Source organism: Methyloceanibacter sp. (genome assembly GCF_035650995.1).
GTDB lineage: Bacteria > Pseudomonadota > Alphaproteobacteria > Rhizobiales > Methyloligellaceae > Methyloceanibacter.
The window spans coordinates 1-23770 of the sequence record NZ_DASRGO010000153.1; the positions used below are offsets into that span (position 1 = coordinate 1).

General features: G+C 63.3%; 18 protein-coding genes and 2 pseudogenes. 6 read left to right on the forward strand and 14 right to left on the reverse strand.

The annotated features are described in order from the left end of the window. The 14 genes and pseudogenes from VFB18_RS11495 to VFB18_RS11560 all read right to left on the reverse strand — a co-directional run. A pseudogene (locus VFB18_RS11495) lies at nucleotides 1–170 on the reverse strand (amidase); the annotation flags it as partial. A gap of 23 nt (nucleotides 171–193) precedes the next feature. Beyond that, nucleotides 194–970 (reverse strand): 3-oxoacyl-ACP reductase FabG, encoded by a 777-nt coding sequence (fabG, locus tag VFB18_RS11500; protein ID WP_324975186.1) that lies wholly within the window; start codon nucleotides 968–970, stop codon nucleotides 194–196. A 131-nt stretch (nucleotides 971–1101) separates the two neighbouring features. Continuing rightward, nucleotides 1102–2643, reverse strand: coding sequence for an APC family permease (locus VFB18_RS11505; protein ID WP_324975189.1), 1542 nt, complete (start codon nucleotides 2641–2643; stop codon nucleotides 1102–1104). A gap of 50 nt (nucleotides 2644–2693) precedes the next feature. Then, nucleotides 2694–4100 (reverse strand): aspartate aminotransferase family protein, encoded by a 1407-nt coding sequence (locus tag VFB18_RS11510; protein ID WP_324975192.1) that lies wholly within the window; start codon nucleotides 4098–4100, stop codon nucleotides 2694–2696. An 11-nt stretch (nucleotides 4101–4111) separates the two neighbouring features. Then, nucleotides 4112–5101, reverse strand: coding sequence for a phosphotransferase enzyme family protein (locus VFB18_RS11515; protein ID WP_324975195.1), 990 nt, complete (start codon nucleotides 5099–5101; stop codon nucleotides 4112–4114). Between the two features lie 157 nt (nucleotides 5102–5258). Beyond that, entirely contained in the window at nucleotides 5259–6302 is a 1044-nt protein-coding gene (locus VFB18_RS11520; RefSeq protein ID WP_324975197.1) for an isopenicillin N synthase family dioxygenase, read from the reverse strand. 360 nt (nucleotides 6303–6662) lie between these two features. Then, nucleotides 6663–8639, reverse strand: coding sequence for a glycosyltransferase (locus VFB18_RS11525; RefSeq protein WP_324975200.1), 1977 nt, complete (start codon nucleotides 8637–8639; stop codon nucleotides 6663–6665). Beyond that, nucleotides 8636–9862 (reverse strand): HlyD family secretion protein, encoded by a 1227-nt coding sequence (locus VFB18_RS11530; RefSeq protein ID WP_324975203.1) that lies wholly within the window; start codon nucleotides 9860–9862, stop codon nucleotides 8636–8638. Before VFB18_RS11530 ends, VFB18_RS11525 begins: the two co-directional genes overlap by 4 nt. 426 nt (nucleotides 9863–10288) lie before the next feature. Continuing rightward, nucleotides 10289–10978: a response regulator transcription factor gene (locus VFB18_RS11535; RefSeq protein WP_324975205.1), complete on the reverse strand. Its 690-nt coding sequence runs from the start codon at nucleotides 10976–10978 to the stop codon at nucleotides 10289–10291. Further along, entirely contained in the window at nucleotides 10975–13698 is a 2724-nt protein-coding gene (locus VFB18_RS11540) for a sensor histidine kinase KdpD (protein ID WP_324975208.1), read from the reverse strand. The genes VFB18_RS11535 and VFB18_RS11540 overlap by 4 nt, the downstream gene beginning before the upstream one ends. A gap of 43 nt (nucleotides 13699–13741) precedes the next feature. Beyond that, entirely contained in the window at nucleotides 13742–14344 is a 603-nt protein-coding gene (locus tag VFB18_RS11545) for a K(+)-transporting ATPase subunit C (RefSeq protein WP_324975211.1), read from the reverse strand. 10 nt (nucleotides 14345–14354) lie between these two features. After that, nucleotides 14355–16469 (reverse strand): potassium-transporting ATPase subunit KdpB, encoded by a 2115-nt coding sequence (kdpB, locus tag VFB18_RS11550; protein WP_324975214.1) that lies wholly within the window; start codon nucleotides 16467–16469, stop codon nucleotides 14355–14357. Nucleotides 16470–16484: 15 nt separating this feature from the next. Then, nucleotides 16485–18188 carry a potassium-transporting ATPase subunit KdpA gene (gene kdpA / locus VFB18_RS11555; RefSeq protein WP_324975217.1) on the reverse strand — a complete coding sequence of 568 codons (1704 nt, stop codon included), beginning with the start codon at nucleotides 18186–18188 and terminating at the stop codon, nucleotides 16485–16487. Between the two features lie 10 nt (nucleotides 18189–18198). Beyond that, complete coding sequence (locus VFB18_RS11560; protein WP_324975222.1) at nucleotides 18199–18288, reverse strand: K(+)-transporting ATPase subunit F; 90 nt, start codon at nucleotides 18286–18288, stop codon at nucleotides 18199–18201. Between the two features lie 431 nt (nucleotides 18289–18719). Between VFB18_RS11560 and VFB18_RS11565 the strand changes: the two genes are divergently transcribed. The 6 genes and pseudogenes from VFB18_RS11565 (at nucleotide 18720) to VFB18_RS11590 (ending at nucleotide 23694) form a co-directional block, all read left to right on the forward strand. Further along, nucleotides 18720–19292: a carboxymuconolactone decarboxylase family protein gene (locus VFB18_RS11565; RefSeq protein WP_324975225.1), complete on the forward strand. Its 573-nt coding sequence runs from the start codon at nucleotides 18720–18722 to the stop codon at nucleotides 19290–19292. Nucleotides 19293–19331: 39 nt separating this feature from the next. Further along, complete coding sequence (locus VFB18_RS11570; protein ID WP_324975228.1) at nucleotides 19332–19940, forward strand: sulfite oxidase-like oxidoreductase; 609 nt, start codon at nucleotides 19332–19334, stop codon at nucleotides 19938–19940. Continuing rightward, nucleotides 19933–20694 carry a ferredoxin reductase gene (locus VFB18_RS11575; protein WP_414675686.1) on the forward strand — a complete coding sequence of 254 codons (762 nt, stop codon included), beginning with the start codon at nucleotides 19933–19935 and terminating at the stop codon, nucleotides 20692–20694. Before VFB18_RS11570 ends, VFB18_RS11575 begins: the two co-directional genes overlap by 8 nt. Nucleotides 20695–21072: 378 nt before the next feature. Continuing rightward, nucleotides 21073–21864, forward strand: coding sequence for a gamma-glutamyl-gamma-aminobutyrate hydrolase family protein (locus tag VFB18_RS11580; protein ID WP_324975230.1), 792 nt, complete (start codon nucleotides 21073–21075; stop codon nucleotides 21862–21864). A 132-nt stretch (nucleotides 21865–21996) separates the two neighbouring features. Then, a pseudogene (xth, locus tag VFB18_RS11585) lies at nucleotides 21997–22767 on the forward strand (exodeoxyribonuclease III); the annotation flags it as partial. A gap of 45 nt (nucleotides 22768–22812) precedes the next feature. Then, nucleotides 22813–23694, forward strand: coding sequence for a 5'-3' exonuclease (locus tag VFB18_RS11590; protein WP_324975259.1), 882 nt, complete (start codon nucleotides 22813–22815; stop codon nucleotides 23692–23694). Nucleotides 23695–23770 lie beyond the last annotated feature (76 nt).

Sequence of the window (23770 nt, forward strand, 5' to 3'; positions counted from 1 at the left end):
TGATAGCGCTTGAGCGCGTCGCCCTTGAGCGTGGCGGGATCGGGCCGGTCGAGATAGGTGTTCTGCACGTCGATCACGAGCAGAGCCACCTTGCCCTTTTGCAGAACGGGATCGGCGGGCTCCGGCGCGCCGTCGTAATAGAAGGAACGATAGGCCGTCTTCCAGCTCACGTCTGCCTCGCCAACCTTCCGGCTTAATCGCCCATCTGTTCTAATGCCGCCGGCGACTCCGGCAGCACTTGGCCGCCGTCGACGACAATGGTCTGACCGGTGACGTACGCCGCTTCCTCCGATGCGAAATAGAGCGCTGCGTTGGCGATGTCTTCCACGGTGCCGAGGCGCTTCATCGGAATGCAGGCGGCCATGGAGGTGAGGTAGTCCTGGCCGAGGCCTTCGAGGCCCTCGGTGAAAATGTTGCCCGGCATCACCGCGTTGACGGTGATGTTGAAGGGCGCGAGCTCGACCGCCGCGGTACGCATGAAGCCGAGCTGGCCCGCTTTGCTCGCCCCGTAATGCGACCATCCCGGATAGCCGGTAATCGGGCCGGTGATCGAGGAGGTGATGACGATGCGGCCCTTCTTCTTGGCCTTCATCGCCGGCAGAACGGCCGAGACCGACAGGAACGTGCCTTTGAGATTGACGCCGATCACCTGATCAAAGTCGGCCGCCGTCATCGTGCTGAGCTTGGCGGCAGGAAAGATGCCGGCGTTGGCGCAGAGAATATCGATACCGCCGTAGCGCTCGAGCGCCGCATCCGCCATCGCCTTGCAGGAATCGGCCTCGCTCACATCCGCGGCGAAGGCGGACGCATTGCGCCCGATCTCGTCCGCGACCTTCTTGGCTTCATTGATATGTCGCGAGACGACCAGCACATTGAGCTCGGCGAGGCCGAAGCGCCTGGCGATGCCGCGCCCGATCCCCTTGCTCGCGCCGGTAACGATGACGGTTTTTCCTGCGAGCGATGTGAACATGACGTTTCTCCGAAAAGCCGACTCGATGGACGTAAGGCGTGAAGCGAGGGCGGGCGCTGCTCTCGCAACGCCCGCCCCAGTCCTATCCTTTTCGCGGAGATCGTGCCGCGATCATGCGTAACGCAGAGCTCCTACTCGTTGAACACGAGGCGCCCGATCTTGGCGTGAATCTGAGGCGCCGTGAATCGCAGCACCACGCCCCAGATGAAGCCCCACACGATGATGGCGAGCGCGATGGCGGGAATGTTGCTGCCGAAGCTGCCGCTGCCGCCGAACGTTTCCAGGTTAACCACCAGCAAGTAGACGAGGTAAACCTGGGAGACGAATGCGATCACCGGAGCGATGAGACCCGGGATGATCCCGACCTCGCCCGGATGGTTCTGGCGGAAGTAGACAATGATCGCGATCGATACGAAGGCCTGCAGAATGAGCAGCAGCATGGTGCCGAGAATGGCGAGCATCGTATAGATGGCGACATAGGCCTGCGCGTTCGGATCGTCCGTTCCGAGGAAGTAGGCGAACAGCCCCACCCAGATCAGGGCCAGCACCGACTGTGTGAGAGAGGCGGTGTAGGGACTCTTGAAGGTGGGATGCGTCTTGCCAAGGAAGCGCAGGAAGACGCCCTCGCGACCGAGCGAGTATGCATAGCGGGCGGCCGTGTTGTGGAATGCCATCCCGCAGGCGAAGGAACTCGTCAGGATCAGGATGCTCATCAACTCCTCGGCCCAGCTGCCGACGTTTTGCCCGATCGGCGTCAGGAAGAAGTTGCCCGAGTCTTTCACCGCCTTGACCAGCATGTCCCCTTCGGTCGGGTAGGCCGAGATCGCACACCAGCTGGTGAAAATGTAAAACAGCCCGAGCCCGATCACCGAATAATAGAGCGAGCGCGGAATGATGTGCTTGGGGTCGCGCGACTCTTCGGCGTAGTTGGGCGCCATCTCGAAGCCGACCCAAGACCAGAACGCCATGAAGATGCCGACCGCTGCGGCTCCCGCCGCGATGTCCACATCGCCGACCTTCTGCGCCGCCACCGGCGTGTTGACGTGGAGGACGTTGAGAGCCTCGAGGTTGAACTTCGACGTGCTCGACGCAATTGCGCCGGCATCGAAGATCAAAAGCATGATCACCTCGAGGATCAGCGCAACGCCGAGGACCTTGGCCGAGAGCTGGACATCCCGATAGGCCAGCAACGAGATCAGCGCGATCATGAACACCGCAAACCAGATCCAGGGAATGTTGTAGCCCAGGTGAGTCTGGACCCAGGCGTTGCCGAAATAGGCGAACAGCCCGCACAATGACGCCTCGAACACGCTATAGGAGATGAACGAGGCCATGCCGGCGGCCATCCCCATGTCGCGTCCGAGCCCAAGGCTGATATAGGAGTAGAATCCGCCGACGCTCGACACCTTCTGCGCCATCGCCGCGTAGCCTACGGAGAAGATGGTGAGCACGATCGTGGCGAGCAGGAAGGCGGCGGGGATATAGATGCCGTTGCCGAACCCGGCGCCGAACGGCACGTTGCCGAGCATTGCCGACATCGGCGCCGCGCCCGTCACGGTCAGGAAGAGAACCCCCAACAGCCCCACAGCCTTGCTGTGAAGCAGATCGACCTTCTCTTTGTGGACTTCAAAACTTTCTTGCGCTTCGAGCGCTTCTGCCGAACTTTGTGCCATGTTGACTTACCCCCCGGTTTCGATTGGTCGGAAAGAACACCCCTTGTCAGCTACCCCCTCGTCTTTGGCCCTTTGGGGCCATGATGAGCCTGTTGTTGCAGTGACACAAGCTCCGCCGAGCCTGCCGGGCGATCCCTGAGCACGGCGTTCAGCGTTTCGATGAAAAAGTCCGCGTTATCGCGAGCGAAGCAAAGCGGCGGGCGCACTTTGAGCACGTTGCCGTAGGCTCCGGCCGCGCCGATCAAGATGCCGCGCTCTTTCAGAGCATTGATCAGATAGCTCGCGGTGGCCGGATCGGGTTCGTTCGTGCCGGGCAGGCTGAACTCGATGCCGATGAAGAGGCCGGCACCTCTGATGTCGCCGATGCCGGGATGCCGTCCCTTGAGCTCGTGAAGTTCGGCGCGGAAATAGCGGCCGACCTCTTTCGCGTTCTCGATCAGACCTTCGTCCTCGATCACATCGAGGACCGCAAGTCCCGCCGCCGCAGCCACCGGGTTGCCGCCGAACGTATTGAAATAGCCGGTCGTCTCGCACAGCGAATCGAGGATCTCCGGCCGCGTGACCACTCCGGCCACGGGAAAGCCGTTCCCCATGGGCTTGCCCATGGTCACGATGTCCGGCTCGATTCCGTGGCGCTCGAAGCCCCACATGCCGGAGCCCGTCCTGCCGAAGCCCGGCTGCACCTCGTCGGAGATAAAGAGACCTCCTGCCGCATGCACGGTATCGACCGCCTGCTTCAAGAAACCCGGCGGATCGGTATAGATGCCGTCGCTGGAGAAGATCGAATCCACGAGCAAGCCGCCGAATTTCACGCCATTCCGCTCGAGGTCGGCGATGGCGTTTGCGACATCCTCGGCGAAGCGGGCGCCGAGATCGTTCGTCGGATGCCGGTAGTGATCCGGCGCCGGAACCGTGCGAACATGCGGCGGCACGGAGCGGGTCTTGAACGAGGAGGGCGAGACTGCGGTCACCGCTTCGGTATTGCCGTGATAGGCCGTCTCGGTGACGATAAAGCCGCTTCCGCCGGTGAAACTCTTGGTCAGCCGGAGCGCCAAGTCGTTGCTCTCGCTTCCGGTGCAGGTGAACACGATGTTGGAAAGCCGGGCAGGGTAGGTCTTGAGCAGCCGCTCGGCGTAATCGTGGATGTTGTCGTAGAGATAACGTGTGTTGGTGTTCAGCGTCGCGGCTTGCTTGGCGATGGCTTTCACCACGCGCGGATGGCAATGGCCGACCGAGGCGACGTTATTATAGACGTCGAGATACTTGCGCCCATCGGCATCGAACATCCAGACGCCCTCGGCACGCACCATCCGGATTGGCCGCTGGTAGAACAGGACGGAGGACGCGCCGAAAGCCGCCTGCCGCCGCGCAAACAACGATTCCAGCTCGGCATCGAGATCTGCGGCGTCACGCTCATCGAAGCGGTTGAGAGCGAGAATCTGCTTGGTGTTTGGCATCTGTTCGGCCCTCAGCCGTTCTTGCGTAAAAACTCTTCCGCGAGTTCGACGGTGCCGTGCGTGTACGGCTCTCCCATCGATTGCGCCGTCGGCGTCTCCGCATGCGATGCGACCCACGCGGTCAGCTGCATGCGGCGCAACATGACGAACATCGGTAGCGAAGCCTCGTCCTCCTTCGCGAGCGGCGCGACCTTGCGGTAGCCTTCCGCCCACGCGGCCATGAGGTCGCCGATATAGGGCTCGTGCTCGATGAAGCTGACCGCGGAGGCAAAGTCGTAAGGAAACCAGCTTAAGCCGCAATCGTCGAAGTCGATGACGCCGAGGCGGTCGCCCTCGACGAGGAGATTGGCAAGCCGCAAGTCGAAATGGATGAGGCCGAAGCGGTCAGGCCCCATCCCATAGGCGCGCGTCAGTTCTTCGAGCCGCGTTTCGGTCCGCTCCAGCACCGTGCGGCCTTCCTTCGTCAGGCCGAGCGCCTCGCGCCAATCCCCCCAATAGTTCCGTTTCCCGATAATGGTGTCGAAGGTCCAGACTTTGCGCACGAAGCCCGGCGTGCGCTTCCACTTGCGGCTCTGCAAATGCAGCCTTGCGGTGACCTCGCCGAGCCGGCCGTACCATTTCACGAGATCGTCGCTCGCATCGGGCTCTTTCCCCGACATGTACTCGAACGCGACCACGTAGCGGCGCGTGTCGCCGTCCGGGAAGGAGCAAAGGAGCCCGCCGTCGAGCGCCGGAACCGGCCGCGGGGTGTCGACCACGCGCTGTTCGCGGAGCGCAGTGATCCAGGCAAGCTCGGAGCGAATCTCGTCTTCGGTGTGGTAGGCCGGGCGGTTCACCCGGAGGACCAATCGCCGGCCACCCTCCTCGTCCTCGACCAGGTACGTGGCGTTCTCCGAGATCGTCAGGAGGGAGACTGGCGCCGAGGCCGGCAGCCCCCACTTCGGCAGCGTGTTTCTCAGCCCCGTCTCAAGCCGTTGAAGGAAGGCGTCCTGATAGAGCATGACGGTTAGCGGGCCAGGACCCGACCGAAGTGGGACATGCCACAAAGCTATGTTGGAACTCCAACATAGACGCTTGTCGCACATTTGCCAAGGCCGAGCAGACGCTTGTGAGACCCTTTCCTCCAAGCGGACCCCCCAGGGGCCGAGCGAGATTTGCCTAGCTTTGGTTGTAGGCGCCGTACCGTGCTTCCTGGCCGAAGGACGACAGGGGCACGTAAGAATCCGGCAGTTTGATTTCGCCTCGGGCGATCCGCGCCTTCAGGTAGTTGAAGCTCTGGGCGGTCTGCGCAAAGAGGTGCTCGCCGGCGGTGAGGCCCTGCTTGGCGGGACGCTCTTGCGTGACAAAGCGGTCGAGTGGGGTGACCTTGGTGTCGTAATCGACGGCGAAGAACAGCGGAAAGGAGAAGCGTTCTTCCTTGACCGGCCGCACCCGGTGCGAGGTGGCAACGAACTCGCCGTTCGTCCAAACCTCCATCATGTCGCCGATGTTGACTACGAGCGCCCCCGGGACCGGCGGCGCGTCGATCCATCGGCCGGCGCTGTTGAGCACCTCGAGTCCTGGCGCGGTGGAATAAAGCAGCGTGAGGCATTCGTAGTCGGTGTGCGATCCGATGCCCATGGCTTCACCGGCGCCCGGGTTGAAAGGATAATGGATGAGTCTGAGCTGGCTGGGCGGCTTCTTGAGAAAACGATCGAAGAAGTCGGGAGCTTCCCCGAGCGCAAGCGCAAAGCCGCTCATGAGCACACGGCCGACCCCGAACACGGCGTCGTAATAGCGCTTCACCGGCTCGCGAAAGTCGGCCATATCAGGCCATTGATTGGGACCGAGCAAGGGATTACCCGCAAGGTAATCCGGGTCGTCGGGCGGAAGGTCGATCGACAGATCGAAGGCCTCCTTGCGATCCTTCGATCCCGTCGCGAACACCTCTTCGCCTTCCGGAACGTAGCCCCGGTGGTTGCGCGACAGGCCGATATAGACCTTCATCTTCTCGTCTTGCGGCAGGGCGAAGAAGCGCGCCGCGGAATCCACGACGCCTGAGAACACGGATTGCGGAATGCCGTGACCGGCGACGTAGCAGAAGCCGACCTCGCGTGCGGCGCGGCCGAGGGTCTCGGCGGTCGCCTGTTTCCGCTCGGGATCGTTGGAGGAGAGTCCGGAGATGTCGACGACCGGCAGTTCGGTAAAAGCAGTCCGATTCATATTGGCGCTCCCGGCACGAGTGAAACCTCGGCCGTGACGTCGCCGAGCAAGAGTGCGGTCTTGCTGTCGACATCGGGCGGCGCGAGGCATCATCTGGTCTGATGCGATCTGCGGGCTTCGAAGCAGGGTTCGTGCCATGAGCCGGCGCACACTCACCTCGCCGGATTTCAGCCGAAACAGAACGCAAGGAGGCCCGCAGTCTGTCTCCTCGGCGACACTGCGGCTGCTCATTCCGACAGCAGAACGCTTGTCCGCTAGGCAATCGGTGTCGGGCTGGTGGGGTACGATGCTGAACCGGAGCCCTGGAGATGCCGCGCCCAGGCTTCCGTTACGCACGCCTTGATAATCTTTTGATGCCGTTTAGCCCAGCAGCCGACTGACAACGGCGCCGGCGACGGCGGCGGGGTGGACCGTTCCAACCGAATCGGAGGAGCCGCTCCCGTAGACATGCCGGATCAGTGCTCGGCGCGCGTCGGGTGCCGTTTCGAGGCCAAATCGCAGAGCAAATCCATCCTTGCAGAGGCGCACAACCGAGGCCTCGACATCGAGATTTTCAAGCTTCACCTGGACGGCGGTGCCTACGCTACCCGGGGGAGTGCCGATCAGCCGCATGCCGGTGACAGAGATGTCGGCAACCGCATAGGGAGCCTCCCTCTGGCCGGTTGTGAGCAGCGCAGTCCGGTTCACGCGGAGTCGATGCCCGCGACGGCGCTCGACCGTCTCGATCGAGACGATGCAAGCCAGGAGAAGAACGATGATGTTGTACCAACTCCATGCCAGGGCGATGAAGCTGGCCTCGGCCAGCGGGCGAGCGTCATTGATCGTGAAAGCCCAGAGTATGCCCGCCACGGTCAAGACCAGATACAAGGCAAAGCCGCGGAATTGCTGCCATTGCACGAATGTCGAGCCCCGACTCAATCCCTTCTGGGTAACCCGGAACTTGTGGCCGCTAGGCTTGAACAGTCCGACCGCAACGCATTTGAGGACGTGATCCGCGCTTATGAGCTGGCTCAAATCCGACATGATCGGCAAGACTCTGCCGCTCGAAATCCAGGCGACAACAGCCACTTGCGCGATGAAATACGGCGCGAAGTACGAGAGAGCCTCTTCGACATTGGCATAGACGGCCTGAACGTCGAACAGCAGGTACAACATCGGAATAATCAAGGCGACAATGCGGAAGCCGAACGATGTCGTCCAGTAGAGGAACGCCTCGACCAGCATGAGGCGGTGAACCAGCGGAAGGTGATTGGTGAGTCGCCAGGGCGCGCTCGGACCGCGGAAGATTTGCATGAAGCCAAGCGCCCAGCGTCCTCGCTGCCCGATATATTCGCGCAGTCCTTCGGGAGCGAGGCCGACGGAGAGCAGTTCGTTGAGGTAGACGGTGCGATATCCTCTTTCCGCCAGCCGCAGCGTCACGAGATAGTCCTCGGTAACAGAGTCGGTCGGGAATCCGCCCAGACGCATGAGCGGCTCGAAGCGGATCAATGAGGAGGTTCCGCAGCAAAAGGCTCCGCCCCAGGCGTCTTTCGACGGCATCGCGACGTCGAAGAAGTAGCGCTGCTCATCCGGCCAAACCCGCGTCATCGACAGATTCGTTTGGATCGGGTCGGGGTTGAAGAAATGCTGAGGGGTCTGCACAACGCCGACGTCATCCTCGCGCATCAAGGAAAGAGTGCGTGCCAGAAATGCCGGCTTGGGCACGAAGTCGGCGTCGAGAATGGCGACAAACTCCGGTCGGTCCGCCAATGTGGAGAGATGTCTTAGGGCGTTGTTGATATTGCCCGCCTTGGCGTGCCGGTTGTCATCGCGAGTGAGATAGCCGCATCCATGCTGCTCGCACAACCGCTTCAACTTTGGCCGGCGTCCGTCGTCGCACACCCACACGCGGTAGTTCGGATAATCGATGTGCAGCGCGCCGACGATCGTCCGCTCGAGGATCTCCTCGTCTTCGTTATAAGTGCAGATCAGCACGGCAATGCGCGGCAGGACGGGCAGAGTGAGGAGCCACTGCATGTTACGGTCGGCATCGCCGCTTCGGCTCCGCGTTCGCGACATGAAAACCAGCGTTGCCGTGGTTCCAATCAGAGCGAGCAGCTCGACTGCCGCGAAAAATAGCCCGACCGAAAAATCAAGCGGCTCGTCGATCGGCGGAATAGTCGATGTAAGCCGCCAAGCCATATAGCGCCATGACAGTGCAATACATACCGCCACGGCAACGGTTCGCGCCGAGGCGTTCGTTCGGTCGAGCCAAGGTAACAGGCACGACGCTAGCAGAGCGACAATCACTCCTGGCAGCAGGGTATCCCAATAGGTTGCACCCGAGGCGATGGTCATGGCCGGGCGACGCTCGATGCGTCAGGCTCGGTGCGAAACGTCACTTTGCCCGTTCGCCCGACAAAGCAGTCCGCCCCGCTACTGAGACTCGGGACCCTGATCGTCACGTGGTAGGGTTCGCGCGCGAGCGCCTTTTGCTCAATCGCCAGATTTGCCGGCACCGCGGCCAGTCCGTTGAGCGCGATCACCTGAGCTTCCCGCTCGAGAGATTCGCCCCTGAGGTGAAAAGTGGCCGATTGCCCCAGGTGGAGCGAATTGTACGTGGATTCACTCACCGCGGCCGTGACCATAGCGCTCCCACAATCCAGAATGCGCAGGAGATCCTGGCCGCGCGTCACCTCTTCGCCATTGGCAGTCAAGCGCTCCCAAACCGTTCCCGTGATTGGAACGGCTACACTCGCCGAAGCGAGCTCGGCATATCTCTTTTCCTCGTCGGCGAGATCGCGTCTCAATTGCGCGAGACGCACGTTGCGCTCTTCGATCTGGGCGCTGATATCGGTGATCAGTTGTGTGATTTCATCGAGACGCTGCGCGGTGCGAGGAATATCGTTATAGCTGTCGCCGACGAACAAGCCGGTGCGCGCCGCATCAAGCTCCACCTTCGCTCCCCGCAGGCGATGGCGCAGAGACTCGGCTGTGCTGACGGTGACGTTGTAGTTGCTGCGGGCGCTTATCAGTGCCGCTTCCGATTGATAGCCGGTAGCGTGGAGCTTCTGCGTCCGGTCGAACGTGCTCTTGGCGTCCACTGCGCGCGCGTCAGCCGCTGCGATCTCGGCGGTGAGCTCGGCGATACGGGCTTCGAGTTCATCGATGCGGCCCTGCTGGAAGGCGTCGCGCTGCGTGCGCAAATGACCGCTGAGGTCCTCGAGTTGCGCCTGACGCTTTTGTAGAGAGGAACTTTCAGCCTCTAATTGACTGATGAGTCTTCGAGTTTCATCGAGCCGGCTGCGGTCGGCCCGCGGATTCACCACGCGGAAAACCTCGCGGCCAGGACGCAGTTCTTCGCCAACGTCCACCCCGCGATCCTCCACGATCTGACCGTCGATCGGAGCGCGCAGGGTCACGAGACGTGCGTTGACGGTGGCCTCCGCGCTGGTGGTCTGGAAAAACCTCTGCAGAGGGGTCCATCCGAGGGCGATCACCGCGACCAGGGCCAGTAAGGATTTGACAATCTTGCCAAGGTTCGGCTTCCGCTTGTCCCCGTCAGAGGCCGCGGGAGGCATTTCAGGAGCCGGAGCAACAGATCCGGGGGCCTGCGGCGTCGTTTCAGGGCTGGGTGCGGGCAGGCTTTTGCCCCAGGTTCGCACTTGCGTCCGCAGGCGAGCTTGAAGTTCGAGTGCCCCGGGCTCTCCTGGTCGAGGGTCGGGCATCTCTACCTCGGATGCCGAGGCAGATTCCTTTGGATGCAATGGATCCGCTCGCTTACTGCTGAGCATCGGCCTCCCCCCTGAACACACGTCCCCCTGATCCAGCTATAAGGCTGCTGGTCGAAGGGGCATGATCGATGAGGCCCTGTTAAATATGCCTGAGGGAGACCCCTTAATTCCGGAATCTTGAACAACAAATCGTCAACGCCGGCGTTTGCTGATTTGCGTCATCCAAGAGCCGGCTCGGATTAGGGTCAACCTTGAGCCGATTTGTCTCGAGGCTCAGTCCGGTGCCCTCAGGCGATAGCCGATGCCCGTCTCGGTCAGGATGTATTGCGGGCGCGCAGGATCGGGCTCAATCTTGTTCCTCAGCTGCCGCACATAGACGCGCAGATATTGCGCATCGATGGGCACCGCCCAGAGCTGGTTGAGCAGGAATTTGTGGGTGAGCACCTTGCCCGCGTGCTGAACCAGGATGCGCAGCAAATCGTATTCCTTGGGTGACAGCTTCACGTCCTGGTCCTTGATCTTGACGACGCGGCGAACGAGATCGACCGAGAGGTCGCCCAACTTGAACACCGGCCGCTCGCCCTGCGCCTGCAATTGGTGGCGTAGCGCCGCGCGCACCCGGGCGAGCAGCTCCTCCATGCCGAACGGCTTGGTGACGTAATCGTCGGCGCCAAGATCAAGCGCTTCGACCTTGCCCGCCTCGTCGCCCCGGCTCGACAGCACCACGATCGGCACATCCTCCCGCCGCGCGCGGATCTCGCGCAGCAGATCCAACCCCTGCATGTCGGGAAGGCCGAGGTCGAGGATTACGAGGTCGGGCCTGCCCGACATCGCCTCGAGCGCCGCCTTGGCGGTGGCGGCGTCGATCGTCTGGTAGCCCTGCGTTCCGAGCCCCATGCGCAGCAATTTCCGGATCGGGGGTTCGTCGTCGACGACGAGGATTTTGAGCGGCACAGAGGTCATGCCGCCGTCCCGAGATGCGCGGCCCCCTTGGGCACCGGGAGGGTGATGGTGAAAACCGCGCCGGAGCGGTCGCTGCGGTTTGCGGCGACGATCGATCCGCCCATCGCCTCGACGAACCCCCGCGAGATGGCCAGACCGAGTCCCGTACCGGCTCGCACCTGGTCGCCTTTCTGGGCGCGATGAAACTTGTCGAAGATGCGCTCGAGTTCGTCTTGTGGGATCCCGCTCCCTTCGTCGGCGACCTCGAGTTTCACCTTGTCGCCCTCCTGCCAGCTTGCGATGCGCAAGGTTGTGCCGGGCGGCGCATATTTTGCGGCATTGTCCAGCAAGTTCACCAGCGCCTGCTCGAACAATACCGGATCGAGCTCGAGCATCGGCAGGTCGGCTGCTGGCTCGAGATCGACCTTGTGATGGGCCAGGAGCTTGCCGCTCCGCTCGAGGGCCGTCGCGACGATCTCGCCGAGATCGTGCGGGGCCATGTTCGGCTTGAACGAGCCGGCCTCGAGCCGCGTCATGTCGAGAAGATTGGCGATGAAGCGATTGAGTCGTTCCGCCTCGTCGAGAATGGTGGCGAGCAGGTCGGCTTTGGCCTTATTGCCCAAGGAGCCCGACAGATCCTTGAGCGTTCCCGCTGCGCCGACGATGGCGGCGAGGGGAGTCTTCAAGTCATGCGAGATCGAGGTCAAGAGCGCGGCGCGGAGCCGGTCGGCCTCGACCCGGCGCTCGGCCCGGTCGAGATCGTCGACGAGGTAAACGCGCTCGATGGCGAGCGCGCCTTGATCGATAAGCGCGTCGAGCAGGCGGCGCTGATCAGGGGTCAACAACGGTCCCGGCTTGTCGCTGTCGATGCCCACCACTCCGATGGCGCCGCGGCCCGTGCGCATGGGGAGAAACAGGCGCTTGGCGCCGGGAAGCGTATCGGCGCCGCGGCCTGCCGCGCGATTGTGCTCCCATGCCCAGTTCGCGGCGGCGAGATCGGCCTGGTCGAGGGAATCCTCGGGCGGATATCCGGCTCTGACGGTGATCGTGCCGTCCTCGGGCAGCAGCAGCACCACCCGGACCTTGAGCATGAGCGCGATCTGATAGGCGGTTGCCCACAGCACGTCGTCGAGCGTGCCGACACCCGAGAGCTTGCGGCTGAACACGTAAAGCGATTCGGTAGTGCGCGCCCGCGACATGGCGGCGACCGCGAGCGTGCGCACCCGCGAGGCGACATTCGACACCACCACGGCCATCACGATGAAGAAAAAGAAGGCGGCGACGTTGGTGGGGTCGGTGATGGTGAAGGTATAGACCGGCGGCAGGAAGAAGAAGTTGTAGCAAAGCGAAGCGAGAATGCTCGCCGCGAGAGAGGGACCTAGCCCGTAGCGTGCCGCGACCCCAACGACCGCGGTGATGAACACGAGATCGACGTTCTCGATCCCGAGCCACGGCTGAATAAGCTTCGCGACGCCAAGCGCCAAGGCGACGACCAACAGAGCGACAGCGTAGGGACGAGGTTCGAAGGCTTCGGCACGCTCCGCCGTGCGGACCGTCTTCCTGGGGATGGTGTCCTTGGCGAGCTCTTCGCCGGCGATGACGTGCACGCTGATATTGCCGCACGAACGCAAAAGGTCGCGCACGACCGAGCCATGCAAGAGCTCGAACCAACGTGACCGTGATGACTTGCCGATCACGATCTGCGTGATGTTGTTGGCCTGCGCGTAGGCGATCACGTCGTCCGCAACGCGTCGCTCGCCGCCGGGAATGGTCACGGGCTCGCCGCCGAGCCCCTGCGCGAGACGGAGCGTGTCGGCGATGCGGTCGCGATCCTCCTCGCTGAGCTGGAGGCTGCGCTTCGTCTCGACATAGAGCGCGGTCCAGGCCGCGTGCAGCCGGTCGGCGAGCCGCTTGGTGTAGCGCACGAGCCCCGCGGCACGGGGGTCCTCGCTGACGCAAACGAGGACCCGCTCGCCGGCTGCCCAGGGACCGGGGATGGCTCGCGCCTGCATCTCGCTCAACAGCTGCTCGTCGACGCGCTGGGCCGTGCGCCTGAGTGCGAGCTCGCGCAAGGCGGTGAGATTGGCCGGCGAGAAGAAGTGCTCGAGCGCCCGCTCCGCCTGTTTGGGGACATAGACCTTGCCGTCCCTGAGCCGTTGGATCAGGTCCTCGGGCGTGATGTCGACAAGCTCGATGGCGTCGGCTCGATCGAGAATCGCGTCGGGAACCGTCTCACGAACGCGGACATGCGTGATCTGGGCGACCACGTCGTTGAGGCTGTCGATGTGCTGGATATTAAGCGTGGTGTAGACGTCGATGCCGTGGTTGAGGATTTCCTCGACGTCGAGATAGCGTTTCGGGTGGCGGCTCCCGGCGGCATTGGTATGGGCAAGCTCGTCGACCAGGACGAGCTCTGGACGCCGCGCCAGGATCGCATCGAGGTCCATCTCCTCGAGTTCGCGATTTCGGTAGCTGACGCGCCGGCGCGGAATCGTCTCGAGCCCCTCGGTCAGGACCTCGGTCTCTTTGCGCCCGTGGGTCTCGACCAGCCCAATGACGACATCCTTGCCTTCCTTCTGCCGCGCTCGCGCTTCCAGCAGCATCTCGTAGGTCTTGCCGACCCCAGGGGCGGCGCCGAGAAAGATCTTGAGCCGCCCGGTGCGGCTTTCCTCCTTGCTTGCCTTGGCGAGCAAGGCATCGGGCGAAGGACGTTGATTGGTCTCGCGCCGCTGTTCGGCCATGCCGCCTCGATCCTTGCACGCGGGCTGGACCCGCTGGCGATAGCTACGCGCCGGCTTTATCCAAAGCGAGATTAAGCTCGAGCACGTTAACGCGCGGCTCACCAAGCACGCCGAGGGTGCGGCCCTCGATGTGAGCGTCGATGAGCTGGCGGACTTCATTTTCCGGTATGTTGCGGGCCTTCGCAATGCGCGGGACCTGGAAATAGGCTGCTTCCGGCGAGATGTCGGGATCGAGCCCGCTGCCCGAGGTCGTCACCAGGTCGGTCGGGATCTGCATCGACGGATTTTCCCGCTTGAGTTTTGTCACGTCGGCGGCGATCCGCTCGATCAGCGCCTTGTTGGTTGGGCCGAGGTTGGAGCCCATCGAGTTCGCCGCGTTATAGGGCACCGAGACCGTCTTGCTCGGATCGTTGGGATCGGAGCCGAGGGTGGCCGAAGGGCGGCCGTGAAAATACTTGTCGGCCGCAAATTCCTGTCCGATCAGCGCCGAGCCGACCACCTTGCCGTCCTTCTCGATCAGGCTTCCTTGCGCCTGATAGGGAAAGAGCGCCTCGGCGATGCCGGTTATGGCGAGGGGATAGAGCAGGCCCGTGATCACGGTAAAGGCAAGCATCAACACGAGCGCCGGACGCAGTTCTTTCAACATGGGTGTCTCCTCAGACGAGGTGCAGGGCGCTGACCACGAGGTCGATCGCCTTGATGCCGACAAACGGGATGATGATGCCGCCAAGACCGTAGATCAGCAGGTTGCGCCTAAGCAGGGCGGCAGCGCCGATCGGACGGTAAGGCACGCCCTTCAGGGCAAGCGGAATGAGCGCGATGATGATCAGCGCGTTGAAGATGATCGCGGACAGGATCGCGCTTTGCGGCGTGGCGAGATGCATGACGTTCAGCGCCTGAAGCTGGGGATAGAAGGCGAGGAACATCGCCGGAATGATCGCGAAGTACTTGGCCACGTCGTTGGCGATGGAGAAGGTGGTCAGCGCGCCGCGCGTCATGAGCAACTGCTTGCCGATTTCGACAATCTCGATGAGTTTGGTCGGGTTGGAGTCGAGATCCACCATGTTGCCCGCCTCGCGCGCCGCCTGGGTGCCGGCATTCATGGCCACGCCGACATCGGCCTGGGCAAGCGCGGGCGCATCGTTGGTGCCGTCGCCGCACATCGCCACGAGCTTGCCCTTGGCCTGCTCGGCGCGGATGAGCTTGAGCTTCTCCTCCGGCGTCGCCTGAGCAAGGAAATCGTCGACTCCCGCCTCGGCGGCGATAGCGGCAGCGGTCATGGGATTGTCGCCGGTGATCATCACGGTGCGGATGCCCATGCGCCTGAGCTCGGCGAAGCGCTCCCTGATGCCGCCCTTCACGATATCCTTGAGCTGGACGACGCCGAGCAGCCGTCCATCCTTGGCCACCGCAAGCGGCGTGCCGCCGGCCTTGGCGATGGTCTCGGCGATGGAATTGATCTCGCGGGCGGTTTCGGCGCTGACGCCCTCTCTTCGCGCCGCGGCCGCTCCCAGCGAAGCCGCCGTGGGCGCGAGGCTCTTGAGATAATCGAGGATGGCGTCGACCGCGCCCTTGCGGACCCAGGAGCCGTTGATCTCGACGCCACTCATCCGGCTCTGCGCCGTGAAGGGAATGAACTTGGCGCCGAGCTCGTGAATGTCGCGGCCGCGGATGCCATATTTCTCCTTCGCCAGCACCACGATGGAGCGGCCTTCCGGCGTCTCGTCGGCAAGTGAGGCGAGTTGCGCCGCATCGGCGAGTTCCTGCTCGGTCACGCCCTTGACCGGCATGAAGGCGACCGCCTGACGATTGCCGAGCGTGATGGTTCCGGTCTTGTCGAGAAGCAGCGTATCGACGTCGCCGGCGGCCTCGACAGCGCGGCCCGACATGGCGAGCACGTTGAAGCGAACCAGCCGGTCCATGCCGGCGATGCCGATGGCCGAGAGCAGGGCTCCGATCGTGGTCGGGATGAGGGTCACGAACAGAGCGACCACCACGACGATCGACACGGCGCCCCCTGCATACGCCGCATAGCTCGGAATGGTGGCGGTCGCGAACACGAAGATGATGGTCATGCCGGCGAGCAGAATGTTGAGCGCGATTTCGTTCGGCGTCTTTTGGCGCTGCGCCCCTTCGACCAGCGCGATCATGCGATCGAGGAAGGTCGAGCCTTGCGCCGCGGTGATGCGCACCTTGAGCCAATCGGAGACCACTAGCGTGCCACCGGTCACAGCAGAGCGGTCGCCGCCCGCCTCCCGAATGACCGGCGCCGACTCGCCGGTGATGGCGGCTTCGTTGACCGAGGCCACGCCTTCGATCACCTCGCCGTCGGAGGGGATGAGTTCGCCGGCCTCTACCAGGACAACCTGGCCTGGCCCGAGCTTGCTCGCGAGCGTCGGCACGATGAGACCGGTCTTGTCGTCGACGATGAGCTTTGCCTTGGTCTCCTCGCGCGTCTGGCGCAAGGTCGCGGCCTGGGCCTTGCCGCGGCCCTCGGCGATCGCCTCCGCGAAGTTCGCGAACAGCACGGTGAACCAGAGCCAGACGATGATCTGGAAGGTGAAGCCGATATGGCTGGCGCCGCTCGTCCACTCGCGGACAAAGATTACGGTGGTAACAGCAGCGACGACCTCCACCACGAACATCACCGGGTTCTTCACCATCACGCGTGGATCGAGCTTGGCAAAGGCCGAGCCGATGGCCGGCCACACGATCTTGGGATCGGTCAGCGCCGTGACCGGCATCCGCTTGCGCAAACGAGACGTTTCCATGGGAGTGGCTCCGAATTAGAACAGTTGCCCGGCCATCATGGCAAAGTGCTCGACGATCGGTCCGAGCGCGAGCGCCGGGAAGAAGGAGAGGCCGCCGACGATCAGGATCACGCCGACGAGGAGGCCCACGAACAGGCCGCCATGGGTTGGGAAAGTGCCCGACGAGGCCGGCACGGTCTTCTTGGCCGCGAGCGAGCCGGCCACCGCCATCATGGGAATGATGATGAAGTAGCGCCCGATCAGCATGGCGAGCGCACCGGTCGTGTTGTACCAGAGCGTATTGCCCGTGATGCCGCCGAAGGCCGAACCGTTGTTGCCGGTCTGCGAGGTGTAGAGGTAGAGCGCCTCGCTGAAGCCGTGCGGGCCGGGATTGGCCAGGCTCGACAGGCCGAAAGGCAGCACGACGGCCGCGGCGGTGAAGCACAGCATGCCGAGTGGCAGCATCAAGATGGCGAGCATCGACATCTTGACTTCTTTCGCTTCGATCTTCTTGCCCAGATATTCCGGCGTGCGGCCCACCATGAGGCCCGCCACGAACACGGCGATGACGACCATCAACAGCATGCCATAGAGGCCTGAGCCGACGCCGCCATAGATGATCTCGCCGAGCATGATGTTCAGCATGGGGATCATGCCGCCGAGCGGCGTGAAGCTGTCGTGCATGGCATTGACCGAGCCGTTCGAGGCGTCGGTGGTTGCCACCGCCCACAGGCTCGAATTGGCGATGCCGAAGCGAACCTCCTTGCCTTCCATATTGGCGGGATCGAGCCCGAGTGCCGCGAGTTGCGGGTTGCCGGATCCTTCCGCCCAGTAGCAAACGAGAAGGCCTGCGAAGAACAGGATCGACATGGCGGCGTAGAGCGCCCAGCCCTGACGCTCATCCTTGATCATGCGGCCGAAGGTGTGAGTGAGCGCCGCCGAGATGAGAAGGATGTAGAGCGCCTCGAGGAAATTGCTGAGGGGCGTAGGGTTCTCGTAGGGAACGGCTGAGTTTGCATTCCAGAACCCACCGCCATTGGTGCCGAGCTGCTTAATGGCGATCTGCGAGGCGGCGGGACCCTGGCTCAGCGTCTGCTTGGCGCCTTCGAGAGTCGTCGCATCGATATAGGCGCCGAGATTCTGCGGCACGCCCTGCCACACGAGGAAGACGGCGGCCACAATCGACAGCGGTAGCAAGACATAAAGAGTGCAGCGCGTGAGATCGACCCAGAAATTGCCGACGGTCTTGGCGGAGGCGCGGGCAAAGCCGCGAACGAGGGCCACGGCGAGCGCGATGCCGGTCGCGGCAGAAACGAAGTTCTGCGTGGTAAGCGCCGCCATTTGGGAGAGATAGCTCATGGTGCTTTCGCCGCCGTAGTTCTGCCAGTTGGTGTTGGTGGCGAAGCTGACGGCGGTATTGAAGGTCAAATCCGGTGCCACCGCCGCCATGCCGGCGGGGTTCAACGGCAGAAAGGCCTGGAGCCGCAGGATGGCGTAGACCAGGAGAAAGCCCGCCGCGTTGAACAGGAGCATGGCCACCGTGTAGGTGATCCAGCTCTGCTCGCGCGTCTCGTCCACGCCTGCGAGGCGATAAAGACCGCGCTCGACGGGACCGAGCACCGGGGTGAGAAACGTCCATTCGCCTTGAAACACACGCGCCATGAAGCGGCCGAGCGGCACAACGAGCGCGGTCAAGACCGCGAAATAGAGTGCGATCTGAAGCCAGCCGTTGAGGGTCATTGCGCGCCTCCTAGAATTTCTCGGGCCTGACGAGCGCGTAGGTGAGGTAGGCGAGCAGTCCAACCGTCACGATGCCGGCGAGCCAGTAATCGAAGATCATGAGAACCTCCTCAGAGCCGGTCGCAGAGGAGTACGTAGCCCACGGACACGGCGAAGAAGCCGATGCCGATGGCGAGCATGATGGCGTCCAACATGGGTCTCTCCTTGAGACTTGGCCGACAGAAGCAGATCGTTATCGGATGACGTTTGCGCGAAGCACGATCGCGGCCTGCTCTGTTCGGCGAAGACTTAGGCCTACCGCGAGTATGTTTTCGAGGGGGAGGTGAGCCGCTCTCTATAAGAATCTCATAAAGCCGGGGCACCGCGTATGTGCGTGGTTGAACCGTCATCCGATTTGATGTCGAATTGGATAAACGGTTGCGGCTGTCTGTCTCACGTCTTGCGGGCGGGGTAAGAGCCTTCCAAAGTGCTTCCAAGCCTTTGCCCTCACGTGAGTCATGCCGACCTCATCAACGACCAGGAATTGGTCACATGCGTCTGCCCTTGATAAAGCCGGCCGATCTCAATCCCGAGCAGCGCCCGCTCTATGAGGATATGCGCGCCGGCATCGAGAAGAACTTCCAGGGATTTGCCACCATCGCCGAGAACGGCGCGCTGATGGGCCCATGGAATCCGTGGCTGCACCAGCCCAAGTTCGGAAAGCCGATCTGGGAACTGATCAAAGCCCTCTCCTTCTCGCCGTCGCTCCCGAAACAGATTCGCGAGGTCGCGATCCTGGTGACCGGCGCGAAATTTCGCGCCGCTTATGAGATCTATGCTCATGTCATGATTGCAGAAGCCCGCGGGCTTTCCGACGACAAGATCGCTACGATTGCAGCCGGCCAGCGTCCAAGCGACCTCACGCGCGACGAGGCCATCGCCTATGACGTGGCCTCGGCCCTGGTCAGTCACGGCGCGCTGCCCGCACTGACCTATCGCCAGGCCGTCGACACTTTCGGCGAGCATGCGGCCGCTGAGCTCATCTATCTGGTCGGGCTCTATTGCCTTGTTTCGGTGACGCTGAATGGTTTCGACGTTCCGGTGCCCGAGCCGGACGCGACGTGATATAGGGGGCGTCGCGCAGGTGCTCCTCGAGGCCTTCATATGGTGACGCGCGGCTTCACCGGGCGGCAGCGTTCGCCCGACATCGCCAAGCGGCTTCCCCCCGGACAGTCGCTGGCAAATGATTTTCCCGTGCTTTCCGCCGGTCCCACGCCGCATATAAGTACCGAGGATTGGACCTTCACCCTGAAGTCTGGCCCAAAGCCCTTGGCGCGCTGGACCTGGGAGGAATTCAACGCATTGCCGAAGACCATGCAGACCCGCGACATTCATTGCGTCACCAAATGGTCGAAGCTCGACACCCTATGGGAAGGGGTGTTGATCGACGATATTTTGGCCGCTGCGGGCCTCGACAGGCCACCAACGCCCTACACGCTCGCCCATTCCTACGACGGCTACTCCACGAACGTTCCCACTGCTGATCTCCTCGGTGGAAAGGCCATGGTGGCGCTGAGCTATGCCGGCGCGCCGCTCGCGCCTGACCACGGCGGCCCCGCCCGACTCCTGGTGCCGCATCTTTATTTCTGGAAATCGGCCAAGTGGGTGAGCGGCCTTCAGTTCATCCAGAGAGACGAGCCCGGCTTCTGGGAGCTCCGCGGCTACCACATCTACGGCGATCCTTGGCGCGAGCAGCGCTTCGCCGGTGACTGAAGCGCTCGGCAGCGCCGCCGGCGATCGCGGTTTGCAGTGGCAAGAGGCGGCGATCGCCGCGATCGTTCCTCGGACGCCGCGCGTCAAGAGCTTCTTCTTCGATCTTCCGCGTCCCTTCTCGTTCCGGCCGGGCCAGCACGTGGACGTCCGCCTGACCGCCGCCGATGGCTATCGGGCCGAGCGCAGCTACTCGATTGCCTCGGCGCCAGGGCCGGGAAGTGTGATCGAGCTTGCCGTTGAGCGTCTCGACGACGGCGAGGTCTCGACCTTCTTTCATGATGTCGCCACGGTCGGGGACACGATCGAACTGCGCGGGCCGATCGGCGGCTATTTCGTCTGGGAGGTCGGCGACGGCGGACCGCTCCTGCTGTTTGCCGGCGGATCCGGCGTCGTGCCCTTCATGTCGATGATCCGCCAACGGTCGATCTGCCGCTCGGATGTGCCTGTGCTCCTCCTCTTTTCCTCCCGGACGTTCGAGGAGGTGCTGTTCCGCGAAGAACTGTTGCATCTCGACGCACGCAATGACGGCTTCACGCTTGCGCTTGCGCTGACGCGCGAGCCGCCGCGCCGCGCGCACGACTATGGCCGCCGCGTCGACCAAGACATGGTGACAGAACTTCTCGGCCGGCTGCCCGCGCCGCCGAAGCAGATCTTCATCTGTGGCTCGAACCCCTTTGTCGGGGCGGCCGCTGACGCAGCGATCTCGGCCGGTATTCCCGCCTCGCTCATACGCACCGAGCGTTATGGAGGGTAACTGGCGGTAGAGGCCACGGAGGGGAGTGTTCGAGCAAACTCGATGTGTGCGGAGCGCATGATTTTCCAGCCTGCGAGCGCAGCCGACGAAGTGCGGCGCTAAGGTCCTTTGGAGCGATCGCTTGCGCCGCCTGAAGCGCGATGACGATGCGCTTCCATATCTCCCATATTCCCAGACCGCGCCGCTGAGGCCTACAAGCGTTACCAGCGGGTTGCTGCGGCGTCTCCCGCGCTGAAGCAGATTTTCGCGCCCGCCTTCATTGACAACCTCATCCGCATTGCTGAATTTGAGGCGACTGCCTGCGACAGGCGCGTGACCGATGTCGAGCGCAGGCGCTATCTCGAAATGGTCTAGCCGGCGTCTGAAGGGATTCCTGTCTTGGCAAAGCGGCCTCTCGTCGGCGTCATTTGTTGCACCCGCATCCCCGAGGATCCGGCCCAAGCCGTCGCCGAACGTTACTTGCGCGCGATACCGTTCATGGGCGCCGACGCCGTGCTCGTGCCATCGATGAGCGATCACTTCGATGTCTCATCGATTGTCGCGCGGCTGGACGGCCTCATGCTCACCGGCAGCCCGTCGAATATCGAGCCGCGCCGCTACCGCAGCAGGGAAGGCGGCGCGGGACCCTTCGACCCGCCGCGCGACGAGACGGCGATGCGCCTGATCGATGCCGCTGCCGACCAGGATCGGCCGGTGCTCGGCATATGCCGGGGATTTCAGGAGATCGCGGTCGCCTATCGGGCAACGCTACGGCGCGATCTCGGTGAACCCGATCGCGACCAAATCCACCACACCCCCGCCGGGCTTCCCATGGAAGAGATGTTCGCCCTTCAGCACAGGGTGGAGCTTTCCCGCGGCGGCATTCTCGAGCGCGCCATGGGGGCGCCGTCGATCGTGGTCACCTCGGCGCATTTCCAGGGCATCGCCGAACTAAGCCCCGAGCTTGTCGTGGAGGCCACCAGCACCGACGGAATCATCGAGAGCGTGAGACCGGCGAGCGGAGAGCGTGTGCTTGCCGTCCAATGGCACCCCGAGTGGCGGATCGCCGAGAACGCCGACTCGCGCAAGCTCTTCGCCTGGTTCGGCATGCTGCTACGCGGCGCCACGTTGGAGGAAGCAGCGGATCGGGCCGCGCGCGAGGAGGCGACTGAGCTCACCGGCGGCGGCTAAGGTTGACTCAGCGAGCCCCCCGCTTGCTACGGCAGGACTTGCTTGCTAGCAACGGTTGCGCGGTCGCTTCGCGGTCGAGACGTCGAGAGCGAAGCGTCGCCATGATGGCTCGTCTCGCTATGCGTGGCCCCGGTGAAGATCGCCACCTTCAACATCAACGACATCAACAAGCGGCTCGACAATCTGCTCGCGTGGCTGCGCCGGGCACGGCCTGACGTCGTCTGCCTCCAGGAAATCAAAACGACCGATGCTGCCTTTTCTGTTGCCGCCATCGAAAAGGCGGGCTACGGCGCCGTCTGGCGCGGAGAGAAGTCGTGGAACGGCGTCGCTATCCTTGCCCGCGGATGCGAGCCGGTGCTGACCCGCAATCGCCTGCCGGGCGATCCGAGCGATGCGCAAAGCCGCTACATCGAAGCCGCGGTCGGGGGCGTTCTCATCGCCAATCTCTACGCCCCGAACGGCAACCCGCAGCCCGGACCCAAATTCGCCTACAAGCTCGCCTGGATGAAGCGGCTCCTGACCCACGCCAAGGCGCTATGCGCCATCGACGCGCCGGTCGTGCTTGCGGGCGATTTCAACGTGGTGCCGACCGACGCCGATATCTATCCCTCGAAGCCTTACGCCAAGAATGCGCTGGTGCAGCCCGAGCCCCGGGCGCTATTCGGGCGCCTCCTCGAGCAGGGCTGGGTCGACGCCATCCGCGCCATCCATCCCGACGAGCCGATGTACACCTTCTGGGACTACAAGCGAAACCGCTGGGAGCGCGACGCCGGGCTTCGCCTCGATCATCTGTTGTTGAATGCCCCGGCAGCGAGGCGGCTCGCTGACGCTGGCGTCGACCGGGAGGCGAGGGGACACGACGGCGCAAGCGATCATGCCCCCGCCTGGATCGTGCTGCGCGACGCGGCACCCGCGCGCCGCGCGCGAACCTCGCGGCCCACAAAGACGGTGAAGCATAGGCGGGGCGAGAGCAAGAAACGCGCGCCGGCCGCACGGCGGCCTCTCCTCGTCATCGACGGGGACTCCTTCGCCCATCGCTCTTATCACGCGCTGCCCAAGACGATCATGAGACGAGGCGATCGCCCGGCTGGCGCCATACTCGGCTTCGCCAACATGCTGCTTCGCCTCTACCGCGAAGAACGGCCGCGGGCGGTGCTCGTCGCCTGGGATAGCTATGGCGAGCCGACCTACCGGCATGAGGCGCTTCCCGATTATCAGGGCGGACGCGAGTTCGACGACGCCGTGATCGAGCAGCTCGAGGCGTTGCCCGAATTCATCGCCGCTTGCGGCTTTGCGAATGCCAAAGCCCCCGGCTACGAGGCCGACGATTTCCTCGCGAGCGCGGCAGCAAAGGAAGAGAAGCGGGGCGGCACGGTCCTCGTTGCGAGCGGCGACCGCGATACGTTCCAGCTCGCCTCCGATCGCACCACGATCCTTTATCCCGTCCGCGCCGGCGAGATGGCGAGAATCGGTCCAGCCGAGGTCCGCGAACGCTACGGGGTCGACCCGAATCAGGTTCCTGACTTCATCGCTTTGCGCGGCGACCCATCGGATAAGGTGCCGGGAGCGCCGGGGGTGGGCGCCGGGGGAGCCGCCGCGCTGCTTCAGCAATATGGCAGCCTTGAAGCCGCGCTCAAGGCGGGACGCTTCCCCGCCATGGCCAAGAGCTTGCGCCTCTATCGTTCGATCGCCACGATGAACAGGAAAGCGCCGCTGCCGAAGCTCCCGGACCAGACGCCGACGTGGGACAAGGCGGCCGCGCTCGCGAAAAAGTGGCAGCTCAACCAGCTTGCCGGCCGCCTCGAACAACTTGCCGCAGGCGAACGTTGAGCATCGTCAAGGCTTGCGGTTCTGCCTACGCTAGTTTTCACTACCACAGTCAAGATGTGCGGCGGAAAGCAATCAG